Genomic DNA, 15,418 nt, shown 5'->3' on the forward strand with positions numbered 1-15,418 from the left:
CGTGCTCCTCCGCGGCCCCTTGCGATGCGAGTGGCACTCAGTGCAATGGACAACTGACATGAACGACACACTCGACCCCGTCACGCTCGCCGTGCTGCGCGGCCGCCTCGAGCAGGTGGCCGACGAGATGGACGCCACGCTCTACCGCAGCGCGTTCAATCCCATCATCGCCGAGGCGCACGACGCCTGCCACGGCCTGTACGACGCGACCAGCGGCGACACGCTGGTGCAGGGCAAGTCGGGCCTGCCGGTGTTCGTCGGCGCCATGGCCTTCGCGGTGCGCGCCACCGTCGCCGCGGCCGCGCCGCGCGGCGGCATGAAGGACGGCGACATCTGGATCAGCAACGATGCCTACGACGGCGGCACGCACGCCAACGACTTCAAGCTGGTCAAGCCCTTCTTCCGCAACGGCAAGCTCTACTGCCACATGGCCTCGGCCGCGCACTGGCACGACGTGGGCGGCGCGGTGCCCGGCAACTACAACCCTGCGGCCACCGAGTGCTGGCAGGAGGCGGTGCAGATTCCGCCGGTGCGCATCGTGCGCGACGGCAAGCTCGATGCCGACGTGCTCGCGATCCTGCAGGCCAACACGCGCCTGCCCGACAGCCTGTGGGGCGACCTCAACGGCCAGCTCGCGGCGCTCGAGCTCGGCGCGAAGCGGCTGAACGGCCTGCTCGACGAGTACGGCGACGACCTGGTGCTGAACGCGCTCGGCGAACTGCGCGGCCGCGCGCTGCGGCTGATGCGCTCGCACATCGCCTCGCTGCCCGACGGCCGCTACAGCTTCGAGGACCTGCTCGACAACGACGGCATCGCGAACGAGCCGCTGACCATCGCGCTCGACATGACGGTGGCCGGCGACCGGCTGCTGCTCGACTTCTCGCGCACCTCGGCGCAATGCGCGGGGCCGGTCAACATCTCGCGCGCCACCGCCGTGGCGGCCTGCTACGTCGCGCTCAAGCACCTGTTCCCCGACGTGCCCGCCAATGCCGGCGTGCTCGACGCGGTGGACTTCGATATCCCCGACCGGCTGGTGATCAGCGCCGAGCGCCCGCGCCCGGTCGGCGGCTACACCGAGACCATCCTGCGCATGATCGACGTGATCTTCAGCGCTGCCGCGCAGGCCGATCCCACGCGCGCCGTCGCGCAGGCCTACGGCACCATCAACGCGCTGTCGATCGCGGGCCACCGCAGCGACAAGGGCCGCGAGGGCCAGCGCTGGGTGATGTTCAGCTTCTTCGGCGGCGGCCATGGCGGCCATTCGGGCGGCGACGGGCTCTCGCACGGCAATGCGCCGATCTCGACCGCGACCATTCCGCCGCTGGAGATCCTCGAGGCCGCCTATCCGGTGCGCTTCACCGAATGGTCGCTGCGCGCCGATTCGGGCGGCGACGGCCGGCATCGCGGCGGCCTCGGTGCCGTCTACGAGATCGAGCTGCTCGAGCGGGACGCCGAGGTCTTCGTGTTCGGCGAGCGCGGCACCTCGCCGCCCAAGGGCATCGCGGGCGGCGGCGAAGGCGCGGTCAACGTGTTCCGCTACGAGAACGCGGGCGAGTGGCACGTGCCGCCGATGGTCTCGAAGATGCGCGGCATCCGGCTCGAGCGCGGCGAGCGCGTGCGGCTCGAGACGCCGGGCGGCGGCGGCTGGGGCGAGGCCGCCGAGCGGCCCGCGGCGCAGCGCGAAGCCGACCGCGCGATGGGCTATGTGACGACCGGCAACGACAAGAACGACAAGGACGAGGCATCCGAATGAGCTCCCCTGACACCCTCCGCAACCCCCGCAATTCCCTGGTCGTCGGCGTCGACGTCGGCGGCACCTTCACCGACCTGTTCGTGCTCGACGAGGCGAACGGCACGGCGCGCATCGTCAAGGTGCCGTCCACGCGCGGCGAGGAAGCGCGCGGCTTCATGAACGGCGTGGCACGCGTGGCGGATTCGGCCGCGGCCATCGCCACCATCGTGCACGGCACCACCGTCGGCACCAACGCGCTGCTCGAGCGCAAGGTGGCGCGCACCGGCATCATCACCACGCGCGGCTTCCGCGACGTGCTCGAGATGCGCCGCCGCGACCGGCCCCAGACCTGGGGCCTGCGCGGCAGCTTCCTGCCCGTGGTGCCGCGCGACCTGCGCCGCGAGGTCGACGAGCGCGTGCTGGCCGACGGCACCCTGCACACCGCGGTCGATCTCGACCAGGTGCGCGCCGAGGCGCGCGCGCTGCTCGAGGCCGGCTGCGAGGCGGTCTGCGTGTTCTTCATCAACACCTATGCCAACCCGGCGAACGAGCGGCTCGCGGTCGCGGCGGTGCGCGAGCTCTGGCCGAATCCGCACGTCACCTCGGCCAGCGAGGTGCTGCCCGAGATCCGCGAATTCGAGCGCTGCTCGACCGCCACGCTCAATGCCGCGCTGCAGCCGGTGGTGGGCAGCTACCTCGGCCGGCTCGAGTCGGACCTGCGCGCGCAGGGCTTCGCGGGCGAACTGCTGGTGGTGCAGAGCAACGGCGGCGTGATGTCGCGCCAGACCGCGAGCGACCTGCCGGTGCGCACCGCGCTCTCGGGCCCGGCGGCCGGCGTGATCGCCTGCGCGGCCATCGCGCGCGCGGCCGGCTTTCCGAACGCGATCACCGGCGACATGGGCGGCACCTCGTTCGACGTCTCGCTGGTGGCCAACGGCGAGGCCGCGCTGGCGGCGCAGACCGCGATCGAGTTCGGCATGGTGATCCGCTCGCCGATGATCCAGATCGAGACCATCGGCGCGGGTGGCGGCTCCATCGCCTCGGTGGATGCGAGCGGCATGCTGCAGGTGGGCCCCGAGTCGGCCGGCAGCGTGCCGGGCCCGGCCTGCTACGGGCGCGGCAACATGCGCCCCACGGTGACCGACGCCAACGTGCTGCTGGGCCGCATCGCGGCGGACCGGCCGCTGGGCGGCGGGTTGCTCGCGGCGCTCGACGGCGAGAAGTCGCGCCAGGCCATCGAGGAACACGTCGCGCGCCCGCTGGGCCTGGACGTGCATGCGGCCGCCGAGGCCATCCTCACGGTTGCCAACGCACGCATGGCCGGCGCCATTCGCCTGGTGTCGATCGAGCGCGGGCACGACCCGCGCCGCTTCGCCTACATGCCCTTCGGCGGCGGCGGCGCGCTGCACGTGTGCGCGATGATGCGCGAGGTCGGCGTGGCCACCGGCATCGTGCCGCGCTACCCCGGCGTGACCTCGGCGCTGGGCTGCGTGATCGCCGACATGCGCCACGACGCGGTGCAGACCCTCAACAAGCCGCTGGCCGAACTCGACGTGGCGGACGTCCAGCGTCGCATCGACGAACTGGCCGCGAGCTGCCAGCAGCGCCTCGATTCCTCGGGCGTGCGCTTCGAGGAGGTGCGCGAGGTGATCGCGCTCGACATGCTCTACGCGGGCCAGACGCACACGCTGCCCGTGGTGCTCGGCAGCGCGCCGCTCACGGCCGCGGCCATCCGCGCCGCCTTCGAGGCCAGCTACACGGCCGCCTTCGGCCGCGTGCTCGAGGGCATCGCGATCCGCGTGATGAACCTGCGCTATGCGCGCATCGGTGTGCGGCCCAAGTTCGACCTCAAGGTGCTCGCGCCCGAGGGGCAGGGCAGCACCACGCCGCTGGGCACGCAGCGCGTGTTCCACGACGGCCGCTGGCACGAGGCGCAACGCTATGCGCGCCTGGAGCTGCCGGTGGCCGCGCGCATCGAGGGACCCGCGATCCTCGAGCAGGCCGACACCACCGTGTGGCTCGAACCCGGCTTCCATGCCGAGGTCGATGCGCACGGCAACCTTCTCGTGAGGCTGTCATGAGCGAAACCAGGCAACCGATCGCGGCACGCACCGCGCTGGTCATCATCGACCTGCAGAACGACTTCCTCGATGCCCGGGGCGCCTATGCGCGCGGCGGCGACACCAACCCGCCGGCGCTGCTGCTGCCGGCGCGCGTGGCCGCGGTGGCGCGCGCGCTCAAGGCCGCGGGCGGCATGGTGGTGGCGAGCCAGTTCACGCTGTGGCCCGATGCGGCGGGCGAGCCGATGGTGTCGCCGCACCTGAAAGCGCTGCGCCCCTACCTCGCCAGGGGCGACTTCGCGCCCGGCAGCTGGGGCCAGGCCAACGTCGACGCGCTGTCCGGCCTGGTCGACGTGAACGTGAGCAAGGTCGCCTACTCGGCCTTCTTCAACACCCAGCTCGACTGGGTGCTGCGCCGCGCGGGCATCGACACCGTGGCGGTCTGCGGCATCGTCACCAACGGCGGCGTCGCGAGCACGGTGCGCGATGCGCACATGCGCGACTACCGCACGCTGGTGCTGGCCGACGGCTGCGCGGCCTTCGGCGAGGAGCGCCACCAGACCTCGCTGGCCGACATGCGCAACGTGGCCGAGGTGACGGACTGCGCGGCCTTCGCCGCGTCGCTCGCATGAGTTCGAACCCGTCGCGACCGGTGCGCCGCGCGGCGTCGGTCGAGGCCGAGGTGCGCGTGCCGGTGGCGATCGTCGGCGGCGGCGCCTGCGGGCTCACGGCCGCGCTGATGCTGGCCGATGCGGGCGTGGACTGCGTGGTGCTCGAGCGCGATGCGCTGCCCAGCGGATCGACCGCGCTGTCCTCGGGCTTCATCCCCGCGCCCGGCACGCTCGCGCAGCGCGCGCACGGCGTGCTCGACGACAGCGCCGAGCGCTTCGCCGCCGACATCCAGGCCAAGGCCCATGGCCGCGCGGCGCCGGCGCTGGTCGCGGCCTATGCGGGGGCCATCGGCCCGGCGCTCGATGCGCTGCAGGCGCGGCACGGGCTGCGGTGGCTGCTGCTCGATGGCTTCCTTTATCCCGGCCATGGTGTGCACCGCATGCATGCGCTCGAGCAGAAGACCGGCGCCGCGCTGATGGCGGCGCTGCAGTCGGCCGCCGAGGCGGCGGGCGTTCCGGTGCTGACGCAGGCGCTGGTCGACACGCTGGTGCTCGATGACGGCGACCGCGTGGTCGGCGTCGAGTACGCGCGCCCCGATGGCAACCGCGAGACGCTGGGCTGCGATGCGCTGCTGCTGGCCTGCAACGGCTTCGGCGGCAATGCGCGGATGGTGCGCGCGCTGCTGCCCGAGATGGCCGAGGCCGCGTTCGGCGGCCACGTGGGCAACGACGGCAGCGCGATCCTCTGGGGCGAGGCGTTGGGCGCGCGGCTGCGCGACCTCGGCGGCTACCAGGGCCATGGCTCCTGGGTCACGCCGCAGGGCGCGCTGATGTCCTGGGCCGTGATGATGGAAGGCGGCGTGCAGCTCAACCGCGAGGGCCGGCGCTTCCATGACGAGACCCAGGGCTACTCCGAAGCCGCGGTGCATGTTCTCGCGCAGCCGGGCGGCATCGCCTGGAACGTGTTCGACGCGCCACTGCTCGCGCTGGCGCGCGGCTTTCCCGATTTCCGCGAGGCCGAGGCGGCAGGCGCCGTGCGGCGCTGCGAATCGGTGGCCGCACTGGCCGACTGCATCGGCTGCGAGGCCGCGGTGCTGCAGGCCACGCTCGACGCGATGCGCACCGGCACGCCCGCGCCCGATGGCCGCGTGTTCGCGCGCGGGCTCGACGCACCGTACCTCGCGGTCAAGGTCACGGGCGCGCTGTTCCACACCCAGGGCGGCCTCGACATCGCACCCGACATGCGCGTGCTGCGCCACGACGGCACGCCTTTCGACAACCTGCTGGCCGCGGGCGGCGCGGCGGGTGGCGTGTCGGGCGACGCGGTCTGGGGCTATCTCTCCGGCAACGGCCTCTTGAGCGCCGTGGCCGGCGGCTACATCGCGGCGCGCACGCTCGCCGCATCCATCCCAACCAGGACGAACTCCGCATGACGAATCCCTCTTTCAAGACCCGGCTCGCGCGCAACGACATCGTGCTCGCGCCCGGCGTGTACGACGCGCTCAGCGCGCTGGTGGCCGAGCAGGCCGGCTTCGAGGCGCTGTACCTCTCGGGCGCCTCCATCGCCTACACGCGGCTCGGCCGGTCCGACGTCGGCCTCACGACCTTCACCGAGGTGGCCGACACGCTGGCGCGCATCACCGAGCGCGTGCGCGTGCCGGTGATCGTCGATGCCGACACCGGCTTCGGCAATGCGCTCAACACCCAGCGCACCGTGCGCGGCTTCGAGCGCGCGGGCGCGGCCATGGTGCAGATCGAGGACCAGACCTTTCCCAAGCGTTGCGGCCACCTCGACGGCAAGGCCGTGGTGTCCGAGCGCGAGATGGTCGGCAAGCTCAAGGCCGCGCTCGATGCGCGCAGCTCGAGCGAGACCCTGATCCTCGCGCGCACCGACGCGGTGGCGGTCGAGGGCATGGAGGCCGCGCTCGACCGCGCCGAGGCTTATCTCGCCTGCGGCGTGGACGCGCTCTTCATCGAGGCGCTGCGCTCGCCCGAGCAGATGGACGTGGCCTGCCGGCGCTTCGGCGACCGCGTTCCGCTTTTGGCCAACATGGTCGAAGGCGGAAAGACGCCGATCGAGGATGCCGACGCGCTGCAGCGGCACGGCTTTCGCATCGCGATCTTCCCGGGCGGCACGGCGCGCGCCGTGACGCACACGCTGCAGGGCTACTACGCGAGCCTGCACCGCCACCGCACCACGCAGCCGTGGCGGCCGCAGATGCTGGACTTCGATGCGCTCAACGCGGTGATCGGCACGCCCGAGCTGATGCTCGAAGGACAGAAGTACGAGTAGGTCTCAGCGCAGCGCGCGCACGAGTTCGTCGTAGACCAGCCGCACGCGCGCCGGCACCGGCGCGCGCTGCGAGCGGTAGACATGGATCGGCCAGGACTCGGGCGCTTCGGCCTCGAGCACCTCGACCAGCTCGCCCGATGCGATCAGCGGCTCGGCCAGCGGCCCCGCGAGCTGGCCGAAACCCAGGCCAGCGCGCACGGCGGTGCACTCGGCCTCCACGTCGTCGCTGATGAAGGCCGGCGCCGCCACCGGCATCTGCCGCCCCTTGCTGAAGAACCAGGACCAGGGCCGGCCCACGCTGCGGTCGAGCAGCGCGGTGAGCGGAAAGCCCGACAGCGCCTCGATGTTCTCGGGGATACCGGTGCGCGCGATCAGCGCCGGCGCCGCCACCACGCGCAGCTGCATGCGCCCGACCGTGCGCGCGACGAAGCGCGCATCGCGGATCGGGCCGGCGCGCACGCCGATGTCGATCTGCTCGTCGACCACGTCGGCATGTTCCTCCGACAGCCGCAGGTCGAGCACCAGCCCCGGATGCGCCGCCAGCATCGGCGCCAGCGCCTCGGGAATCAGCCGCCGGCCGTAGACGTTGGGCGCGGTGACGCGCACCGTGCCCGCGTGCTGCGACAGCGCGCGCCGGTCGGTGCGGTGGAACAGCGCATCGACGCCGCCGACCGCGGTGCGCGCGCGCTGCGCGAGCTGGCGTCCGAAGTCGGTGAGCTGCACGCCGCGCGTGCTGCGGTGGAACAGCGGCTCGCCCAGTTCCTCCTCGAGTTCGCGCACGGCGCGCGTGACCACCTGCGGCGAGACCGCCAGGCGCACCGCGGCATCGCGGAAGTTGGCCGCATCGGCGGCGGCGCAGAACACGCGCAGGGCTTCGAGCCGGTTCGACATGGGGGTGGGTTGAGTGTTCCTGAATCAGGAATTCTGAAGTCGTGAGAGTTTCATTTACGGGAACGCCCGGATTTTCCACACTGCATGCACTTCTTCAAGTTCTTCAACGCCCACCCAAGGAAAACACCATGACTTCCGTTCAAGACAACATCCGCGGCAAGGTTGCCATCGTCACCGGCGCCAGCAGCGGCCTCGGCGAATCCACCGCCCGCCACCTGGCCGCCCGCGGCGCGAAGGTGGTGCTGGCCGCGCGCCGTACCGACCGCCTCGAGAAGGTGGTCGCCGAGATCCGCGAAGCCGGTGGCGAGGCCATCGCGGTCGCCACCGACGTGGCGAAGCGCGAGGACCTCGAGCGGCTCGCCGCCGCCACCGTCGAGGCCTTCGGCCGCATCGACGTGCTGGTCAACAACGCGGGCGTGATGCCGCTGTCGCCGATCGAGAAGCTCAAGGTCGACGAATGGGATCGCACCATCGACGTCAACATCAAGGGCGTGCTCTACGGCATCGCCGCCGTGCTGCCGCGCATGCAGGCGCAGGGCAGCGGCCACATCGTCAACGTGGCTTCGATCGCCGGCATCAAGGTGTTCACGCCGATCGGCACCGTCTACAGCGCCACCAAGTACGCGGTGCGCGCCATCTCGGAAGGCCTGCGCGTGGAGGTCGGCAACACCGGCATCCGCGTGACCATCGTCTCGCCCGGCGCGGTCGAGTCCGAACTGAAGTTCGGCACCACCGATGCCGAGACCGCCGCCGGCGTGCAGGCCTTCTACGAGGCCAGCCAGATCCCCTCGGACTCGGTGGCGCGCGCGGTGGTGTACGCGGTGGAGCAGCCCGCGAACGTGGACATCAACGAGGTGGTGCTGCGGCCGGTGGCGCAGGACTTCTGATCCTCGCACCGGATGGCGCGGATGCCGCTCAGAACGGCATCTGCGCCGAGAAGGCCACGCTGCGCGGCGCGCCCACGTAGTAGCTGTTGAGCCAGTAGCTCTTGTTGGCGACGTTGTTCACGTTCAGCCGCAGGGTCAGCGGCCGGCCCGAGAGCTTCATGGCGTAGCGCAGGCCGAGGTCGGCGGTGGTGACGGCGGGCAGGCGGTCGGTGTTTGCCGCATTGGCCCACTGCTTGCCGGTGTGGTAGATGCCGCCGGTCAGGGTCAGGCCCGGCACGGGAAGCTCGTACTCGGTGTAGAACTTGGCGATCAGCTTCGCCACGTTCTGCGGCGTCTTTCCGTCGAGTTCGGAACCCTTCACCTCGGCGTCGAGCGAGGTGATCCCGGTCACCACAGTCCATCTGTCCGTGATCCTGCCCGAGACGTTGAACTCGATGCCCTTATGGTTCTGGCGGCCGTTCTGCGCGTAGACGTTGCGGCTGTCGGTGTACTCGTAGGCCTTCTCGATGTCGAACAGGGCGGTGGTCAGCAGCAGCTCGCCGACGGTGGCCTTGAGGCCGATCTCCTTCTGCTTGCTGACCATCGGGGCCAGGATGGCGCCGGCGTTGGAGGCGGTGTCGGGCGCGATGCCGCCCTGTTCCAGCCCCTCGATGTAGCTGACGTAGGTGGTCAGCCAGGGCACGGGCTTGTACAGCAGCGAGACCGAGGGCGAATTGCGGCTCTTGTCGTAGTCGGGCTGCGTGCGCGCGCCGCCGGAGTCGAGGCTCTGACTGCGGATGTTGCTGCGCGTGATTCCCAGCAGCAGCGACCATCGGTCGTCGAACTGGATGTTGTCGCCGATCAGGTAGTTGGTATTGCTCACGCGGCCGGCGTAGTAGCTGCCGTAGGTGTTCGGCGGGAACACCGGCTCGGGCACGTAGGTGGGGGCGAAGAAGGGGTAGGGACCCTTGTAGCCGGTGCTGGGGTAGTAGTCCGAGCTCCACGACTTGTCGGAATACATGTAGTAGCCGAGGGTCAGCTTGTGCGCGACCGGGCCGGTGTCGAAGCTGATGTCGGCCATGGCGGAGGCGGCCGCGAAGGCGTCCTTGGTGCCGGCCACGCGCTGGCGGTTCTGGGTGAAGCCCGTCGGCGAACGCACGCTGTTGAGCGTGTGGTCCTGCACCGGGCGGTCGATGTCGTCGCGCATGTAGGCGCCGCGCAGCGTGAGCTTGTCGTTGACCTTGTAGGTCGCCTTGCCCATCAGCTTGGTGTTCTCGAACTCGTCGTTGACCCAGGGCTGGCCCCAGTTCCTCCTGGCGTCGGGCGCGCGGCCGTGCGGCACGCCGCTGAAGAACCAGTAGGCGGAGGAGCCCGAGGTCCTGTACTTGTTGTAGACCGCGTTGAATTCCAGCAGCAGCCTGTCGGTCACGTGCCAGTCGACGGCGGCGCTGAACAGCGAGCGGTTGATCTTCTGGTCGTCGACGGCCGTGCCGCCTTCCTGCTTGACCACGTTGAGCCGGTAGCCGACGCGGCCGGCCTCGTCGAAGCGGCCGCCGAAGTCGCCGTGCACGTAGGCCTGGCTGCCGCCGTAGTTGCCGACGGTGAGGCTGTTGAGGCGCTCGACGGTCGGGCGCTTGTAGACGCTGTTGATCATGCCCCCGGGCTGGGCCGCGCCGAACAGGAAGCCCGAGAGGCCGTTCAGGATCTCGATGCGTTCCTTGTCCTCGACCACGGCCGCATGGTTGTAGAGGCGCCGCAGGCCGTCTTCCGCCGTGTTGTAGCCGTTGAAGCCGCGGATGTTGACGAGCGGCGACCAGCCCGTGATCTGCGGGGTGGCGGTACGGGTCGAGGGGTTGAGCTTGTAGATGTCGTCGAGCGACTGCGCCTGGATGTTCTGGACCAGCTCGCGCGGCACCACGATGATCGAGAACGGCGTGTCCTGCAGCGCCATGCCGCCGAGCGCGCCGACCGAGGAGACGGTCTTGGCGCGGTAGCCGTCGGCGGCGGTGCCGTCCTGCTGCAGGGCCGGCGTGGCGTCGGGCGCGGCGGCGTTCACCACCACCGGCGGCAGCGTCGCGCCGCTCGTTGCCGCGGGCAGGGCGCGGATCACGGCCGCGTTGCCGTCGAGGCTCGCGCCCAGGCCGCTGCCCGCGAGCACGCGCTCCAGCGCCTGGCTCGCGGTGAACTGGCCCGACACCGCCGGCGCCTGCTTGCCGGCGACGAGGTCGGGATGGACCATCAGCTGCAGCCGGGCCTGGCGCGCGAGTTCGTTGAGCGCCGCGCCGAGCGGCTGGGCGGGCAGCGCGATCGGGTAGACGGCCGCGGCCTGCACGGCGGGCACGGGCTGGGCGTTGACGGATGAGGTGCCCCAGGCGGCGAGGACAAGGGCCGCCGCGAAGGCGGTGGCGGCGGGGCGGAAGCGCGGGTGCGGCATGAAGGCGGACTCCGGAAGGTCGATGGGTAGAGGAAAAGAACTACCCATGCAGACGCATCAGTTCCGGCGCAGTGGAGGTCCGTCTCGAACTTTTTTGAAAAAACTTCGCCCGGGGCCCGGCGGGCCTCAGCGCGGCGCGATCTCGGTCGTGCCCTCGCGCGGCTGCAGCCGCACCGGCAGCACCTGCGGCAGCGCCTTGGCGAAGGCGCCGAACTGCCGCAGGTCGAAGCTGCCGTTGATGCGCATCGCGGCCACCGCGGGGTCGCGCACCGTGAGGCCGGTCGGGCCGTAGCGCTCGAACTCGGCCAGCGCCTGCGCCAGCGGCGTGTTCTCGAAATTGGCGCGGCCTTCGCGCCAGAGCAGGGCGCCCGCGGCGGGTGCGGCGGACGTGCCGCGCAGGCGGCCGCCCGCATCGGCGGCGACGGCCTCGCCCGGGCCCAGCAGCCGCGGCTCGGCCCCGGCCGCCGGCTCGGCCGAGGCCACGCGCACGCGCACGCGGCCTTCCTCCACGGTCACGCGCACGCCACCGGCATCGAGCCCGGCCTGCGTGTGGCGCACCGAGAAGCGCGTGCCGACCACCGTGATGCGCAGCGGGCCGGCGAGCACATCGAAGGGACGGGCGGCATCGGCCTGCACACTGAAATGGGCCTGGCCCTCGGGCAGGCGCACCTCGCGCCGCTGGCGATAGAGCGTGACTTCGGCGCGCGTGGCGGTGTCGAGCTGGAGCACGCTGCCGTCGGGCAATTGCACGTCGAGCTGCTGGCCGCGCGCGGTGGCGAAGGTCTTGGCATAGACCGGCTGCTGCTGCCACAGCGCCCAGCCGCCCGCCACCACGAACAGCGCGCAGGCCGAGGCGGCCAGCGGCATCCAGCGGCGCGTGCCCTGCCAGCCGCGGCGCGGCGGGGTGGCGGCCTGCGTGCGCGCGCGCAGCGCGGCCAGTTCGGCGGCGGGCAGCGTGTCGAGCCGCCGCCAGGTGCCTTCGAGCCGCTCGAGCGCGGCGCGGTGCGCGGGCGTGGCCGCGAGCCAGGCCTCGAATTCGGCCGCCTCGTCCGGCGCCAGCCCGTCCTGCCGGCGCACCAGCCAGCGCGCGGCGGCCTGTTCGGCGTCCGGCGCGGGATCGGTGGGCGGGGTGGCTGTCATGCGGGGAAGTTCTCTGTTCTGGATGGAGACGCGCGGGCGGCCTCGAAGTGGAGGTCGGTGCGGCGCCGCGCTATCGATTGTGGTCGCTGGTCCCGGTGCCGAAGGCGTCCTCGCAGGCCTGGCAGGCCAGCACGCCGCGGATCACGTGCTGCGCCACCATGTTCTTCGAGATGCCCATGCGCTCGGCCACCTCCTGGTGCGACAGGCCCTCGAAGCGGTTGAGCACGAAGGCCTCGCGGCAGCGCGGCGGCAGGGCCTCGATCGCCGCCAGGATCGCCCGCGCATGCTGCGCCGAGGCGTAGGCCTCCTCGGGCTGCGCGTGGGCGGGCGCCATCGCATGCGCGGCGTCGGCCAGCGCGTCGATGTCCTCGTGGTCGCGCAGCACGGCGCGGCGATGGCGGTCGATCACCAGGTTGCGCGCGGTGCGATAGAGCAGCGCGCGCACGTTGGAGATGGCCTCGCCCGATTGCCGCAGCGCGAGCACGCGCGCATAGCTCTCCTGCGCGAGGTCGGCCGCGGCGTCGCGGTCGTTCACCGAGCGGAAGAGGAAGTTCAGCAGTTCGCGGTAATAGCGCTCGAGCAAGATCGACCCATGCCATGGAGGGGGATGCGTTCCGACGACCGGCTGGCGTGGGGATGTGGCGGCGGCTGATCTCGCGCGCGTCGTGGATGGGAACTCTTCTCATTATCGGCGAGCCGCGGCGCGGCGATCCGGCCTGTCATCCGCCGGTTGCTTTTCGTTGATAACCTTTTCCGGCTCAAGGTCTTTGCCGGCGAGAAATCGAAAGCCCCTGCAAAATAGAACGACCGTTCGTTTTTGTCTGGAAGTCCCACGATGTCCGTCAATGCCGTTTCCGCCAAGCCGGCCCGCGCCGCCCAGAAGGGCCAGCAGACCAAGGCCGTGATCGTCGATGCCGCCCTGGCGCTGGCCGCGCAGATCGGGCTCGAGGGCCTGTCGATCGGTGCCGTGGCCGAGATCACCAAGATGAGCAAGTCGGGCGTGTTCGCCCACTTCGGCTCGCGCGAGGAACTGCAGATCTCGGTGGTGCGCGAGTACCACGCGCGTTTCGAGCAGGAAGTGTTCTTCCCCGCCATCGAGGCCGAACGCGGCCTGCCGCGGCTGCGCGCGATGTTCGCCAACTGGATGAAGCGCACCTCGACCGAGATCGACTCGGGCTGCATCTACATCAGCGGCGCTTCCGAATTCGACGACCGCCCGGGCCCGGTGCGCGACGCGCTGGTGGAATCGGTCTCGATCTGGCAGGCCGCCGTGCTGCGCGCGATCGTGCAGTCGAAGGAGGAGGGCCACCTCAACGCCGATGCCGACGAGCGCCAGGTCGCGTTCGAGATCCACGGCCTGATCCTCGCGCTGCACTACGAGGCCCGCTTCCTGCGGGTGCCCGGCTCCATCGGCCGTGCCAACACCGGCTTCGACAACATCCTCGGCCGCTATGCGGCGGCCGGGACGCCCGCGCCGACCGCTGCCGCCGCGCCCTCGCGCGTGCGCCGCCTCAAGACCGTGCGCTGAGCGCGCGGCACCGTTTTTTTCTTCCCTTTCATCTTTCAGTTCGACCAGGAGAGTTCCGGATGCCCAGCTACAACCCGCCCGTGCGCGACATGCAATTCGTGCTGCACGAAGTGCTCAACGTCGCCGAGGAACTCAAGGCGCTGCCCGCGCACGCCGAGACCGACGCCGACACCATCAACGCGGTGATTGAGGAGGCCGGCAAGTTCGCGGCCGAGGTCACCTTCCCGCTCAACATCAGCGGCGACGAGGAAGGCTGCGTGCTCGACAAGGCCACGCACGAAGTCAAGACGCCCACGGGCTTCAAGGAGGCCTACGCCAAGTACGTCGAGGGCGGCTGGCCCGCGCTGTCGTGCGACCCGGCCTTCGGCGGCCAGGGCCTGCCCTTCGTGGTCAACCAGTGCCTGTTCGAGATGCTCAACAGCGCGAACCAGGCCTGGACCATGTACCCGGGCCTCTCGCACGGCGCCTACGAGGCGCTGGTGGCGCACGGCACCGACGAGCAGAAGAAGACCTACCTGCCCAAGCTGGTGAGCGGCGAATGGACCGGCACCATGTGCCTGACCGAACCCCACTGCGGCACCGACCTCGGCCTGCTGCGCACCAAGGCAGAACCGCAGGCCGACGGCACGTACCGCATCACCGGCAACAAGATCTTCATCTCGGCCGGCGAGCACGACATGGCCGGCAACATCATCCACCTGGTGCTGGCCCGGCTGCCCGACGCGCCCAAGGGCAGCAAGGGCATCAGCCTGTTCGTGGTGCCGAAGTTCCACGTCAAGGCCGACGGTTCGCTCGGCGAGCGCAACCCGATCTTCTGCGCCGGCCTCGAGCACAAGATGGGCATCCACGGCAACGCCACCGCGCAGATCGTGATCGAGGGCGCCACCGGTACGCTGGTGGGCGAGCCCAACAAGGGCCTGGCCGCGATGTTCGTGATGATGAACGCCGCGCGCCTGGGCGTGGGCAACCAGTCGCTGGGCCTGACCGAGGTGGCGTTCCAGAACGCGCTGGCCTATGCCAAGGACCGCCTGCAGATGCGCTCGCTGTCGGGCGTGAAGGCCAAGGACAAGGAAGCCGATCCGATCATCGTGCACCCCGACGTGCGCAAGATGCTGCTGACCGCCAAGGCCTATGCCGAGGGCGGCCGCGCGCTGCAGGTGTTCTGCACCCTGCTGCTCGACAAGGAACACCACCATCCCGACGAAAAGGTGCGCAAGGACAGCGGCGAACTGGTCGCGCTGCTCACGCCGATCGTGAAGGCCTTCATCACCGACAACGGCCACATCGCGACCAATGCCTGCATGCAGGTCTTCGGCGGCCATGGCTTCATCAAGGAATGGGGCATGGAGCAGTACGTGCGCGACAACCGCATCAACATGATCTACGAAGGCACGAACACCGTGCAGTCGCTCGACCTGCTGGGCCGCAAGGTGCTGGGCAACAACGGCGCCTCGCTGAAGAAGTTCGGTAAGCTGGTCGCGAAGCTGGTGGAAGAAGAGGGCGTGAACGAGAAGATGGCCGAGTTCATCAATCCGATCGCGGGCCTGGGCGACCAACTCACCAAGTTCACGACCGAGATCGGCTTCAAGGGCTTCCAGAACCCCGACGAGGTCGGCGCCGCCGCGGTGGACTACCTGCGCGTGGCCGGCCACTTCGTGTTCGGCTACCTGTTCGCCCGCATGGCGCAGGTCGCGCTGCGCGAGATCGCGGCCGGCAACACCGACCCGTTCTACGTCGCCAAGCTGCAGACCGCGCGCTTCTACTTCGCCAAGCTGTTCCCCGAGACCGCGACGCTGATGCGCACGGCCCGTGCCGGCAGCAAGGTGCTGATGGACACCGACGCCGCGCTGGCCTGAGTCCGCG

12 protein-coding genes are annotated in these 15,418 nt (G+C 70.6%); 8 read left to right on the forward strand and 4 right to left on the reverse strand.

The genetic code is table 11. The annotated features are described in order from the left end of the window. The first annotated feature begins 58 nt into the window (after window positions 1–58). From KV106_RS31145 to KV106_RS31165, 5 genes are read left to right on the forward strand one after another with little or no spacing between them, the layout of a single operon-like run. Entirely contained in the window at window positions 59–1,753 is a 1,695-nt protein-coding gene (locus KV106_RS31145) for a hydantoinase B/oxoprolinase family protein (protein WP_261215031.1), read from the forward strand. Next, entirely contained in the window at window positions 1,750–3,813 is a 2,064-nt protein-coding gene (locus KV106_RS31150) for a hydantoinase/oxoprolinase family protein (protein WP_261215033.1), read from the forward strand. Before KV106_RS31145 ends, KV106_RS31150 begins: the two co-directional genes overlap by 4 nt. Beyond that, window positions 3,810–4,424, forward strand: coding sequence for a cysteine hydrolase family protein (locus tag KV106_RS31155; protein ID WP_261215035.1), 615 nt, complete (start codon window positions 3,810–3,812; stop codon window positions 4,422–4,424). The genes KV106_RS31150 and KV106_RS31155 overlap by 4 nt, the downstream gene beginning before the upstream one ends. Continuing rightward, window positions 4,421–5,836: an FAD-dependent oxidoreductase gene (locus tag KV106_RS31160; protein WP_261215036.1), complete on the forward strand. Its 1,416-nt coding sequence runs from the start codon at window positions 4,421–4,423 to the stop codon at window positions 5,834–5,836. Before KV106_RS31155 ends, KV106_RS31160 begins: the two co-directional genes overlap by 4 nt. Next, the gene (locus tag KV106_RS31165; RefSeq protein ID WP_057590959.1) at window positions 5,833–6,696 is read left to right on the forward strand and encodes an isocitrate lyase/PEP mutase family protein; all 864 of its coding nucleotides are present in this window, start codon (window positions 5,833–5,835) and stop codon (window positions 6,694–6,696) included. The genes KV106_RS31160 and KV106_RS31165 overlap by 4 nt, the downstream gene beginning before the upstream one ends. A gap of 3 nt (window positions 6,697–6,699) precedes the next feature. On the opposite strand, the gene KV106_RS31170 is transcribed toward KV106_RS31165, so the two are convergent. Beyond that, window positions 6,700–7,587, reverse strand: a complete 888-nt coding sequence (locus KV106_RS31170; protein ID WP_261215038.1) for a LysR family transcriptional regulator — start codon at window positions 7,585–7,587, stop codon at window positions 6,700–6,702. Window positions 7,588–7,715: 128 nt separating this feature from the next. On the opposite strand from KV106_RS31170, the gene KV106_RS31175 reads away from it, so the two are divergent. After that, complete coding sequence (locus KV106_RS31175; protein WP_057590961.1) at window positions 7,716–8,474, forward strand: SDR family oxidoreductase; 759 nt, start codon at window positions 7,716–7,718, stop codon at window positions 8,472–8,474. Window positions 8,475–8,502: 28 nt separating this feature from the next. Here KV106_RS31175 and KV106_RS31180 read toward each other — a convergent pair whose 3' ends face one another. The 3 genes from KV106_RS31180 to KV106_RS31190 all read right to left on the reverse strand — a co-directional run bounded on the left by KV106_RS31180 (window position 8,503) and on the right by KV106_RS31190 (window position 12,610). Further along, window positions 8,503–10,887, reverse strand: a complete 2,385-nt coding sequence (locus KV106_RS31180) for a TonB-dependent siderophore receptor (protein WP_261215039.1) — start codon at window positions 10,885–10,887, stop codon at window positions 8,503–8,505. A gap of 126 nt (window positions 10,888–11,013) precedes the next feature. Then, window positions 11,014–12,027 (reverse strand): FecR family protein, encoded by a 1,014-nt coding sequence (locus KV106_RS31185; RefSeq protein ID WP_261215040.1) that lies wholly within the window; start codon window positions 12,025–12,027, stop codon window positions 11,014–11,016. Between the two features lie 70 nt (window positions 12,028–12,097). Next, a complete protein-coding gene (locus KV106_RS31190; protein WP_261215042.1) occupies window positions 12,098–12,610 on the reverse strand; it encodes a sigma-70 family RNA polymerase sigma factor in 513 nt (170 codons plus the stop codon). A gap of 252 nt (window positions 12,611–12,862) precedes the next feature. Here KV106_RS31190 and KV106_RS31195 point away from each other — a divergent pair, with 252 nt between their 5' ends. Continuing rightward, window positions 12,863–13,555 carry a TetR/AcrR family transcriptional regulator gene (locus KV106_RS31195; protein WP_261215050.1) on the forward strand — a complete coding sequence of 231 codons (693 nt, stop codon included), beginning with the start codon at window positions 12,863–12,865 and terminating at the stop codon, window positions 13,553–13,555. A gap of 59 nt (window positions 13,556–13,614) precedes the next feature. Further along, a complete protein-coding gene (locus KV106_RS31200; RefSeq protein WP_057590966.1) occupies window positions 13,615–15,411 on the forward strand; it encodes an acyl-CoA dehydrogenase C-terminal domain-containing protein in 1,797 nt (598 codons plus the stop codon). Window positions 15,412–15,418 lie beyond the last annotated feature (7 nt).

Source organism: Variovorax endophyticus, from assembly GCF_025376855.1.
Taxonomy (GTDB): domain Bacteria; phylum Pseudomonadota; class Gammaproteobacteria; order Burkholderiales; family Burkholderiaceae_C; genus Variovorax.

Excerpts from the sequence above, each read along its gene's own strand:
- KV106_RS31200 (WP_057590966.1), top strand. The coding sequence starts at position 13,615 with ATGCCCAGCTACAACCCGCCCGTGCGCGACATGCAATTCGTGCTGCAC.
- KV106_RS31170 (WP_261215038.1), bottom strand. The coding sequence starts at position 7,587 with ATGTCGAACCGGCTCGAAGCCCTGCGCGTGTTCTGCGCCGCCGCCGAT.
- KV106_RS31175 (WP_057590961.1), top strand. The coding sequence starts at position 7,716 with ATGACTTCCGTTCAAGACAACATCCGCGGCAAGGTTGCCATCGTCACC.
- KV106_RS31150 (WP_261215033.1), top strand. The coding sequence starts at position 1,750 with ATGAGCTCCCCTGACACCCTCCGCAACCCCCGCAATTCCCTGGTCGTC.
- KV106_RS31145 (WP_261215031.1), top strand. The coding sequence starts at position 59 with ATGAACGACACACTCGACCCCGTCACGCTCGCCGTGCTGCGCGGCCGC.
- KV106_RS31180 (WP_261215039.1), bottom strand. The coding sequence starts at position 10,887 with ATGCCGCACCCGCGCTTCCGCCCCGCCGCCACCGCCTTCGCGGCGGCC.
- KV106_RS31160 (WP_261215036.1), top strand. The coding sequence starts at position 4,421 with ATGAGTTCGAACCCGTCGCGACCGGTGCGCCGCGCGGCGTCGGTCGAG.
- KV106_RS31185 (WP_261215040.1), bottom strand. The coding sequence starts at position 12,027 with ATGACAGCCACCCCGCCCACCGATCCCGCGCCGGACGCCGAACAGGCC.
- KV106_RS31195 (WP_261215050.1), top strand. The coding sequence starts at position 12,863 with ATGTCCGTCAATGCCGTTTCCGCCAAGCCGGCCCGCGCCGCCCAGAAG.
- KV106_RS31155 (WP_261215035.1), top strand. The coding sequence starts at position 3,810 with ATGAGCGAAACCAGGCAACCGATCGCGGCACGCACCGCGCTGGTCATC.
- KV106_RS31165 (WP_057590959.1), top strand. The coding sequence starts at position 5,833 with ATGACGAATCCCTCTTTCAAGACCCGGCTCGCGCGCAACGACATCGTG.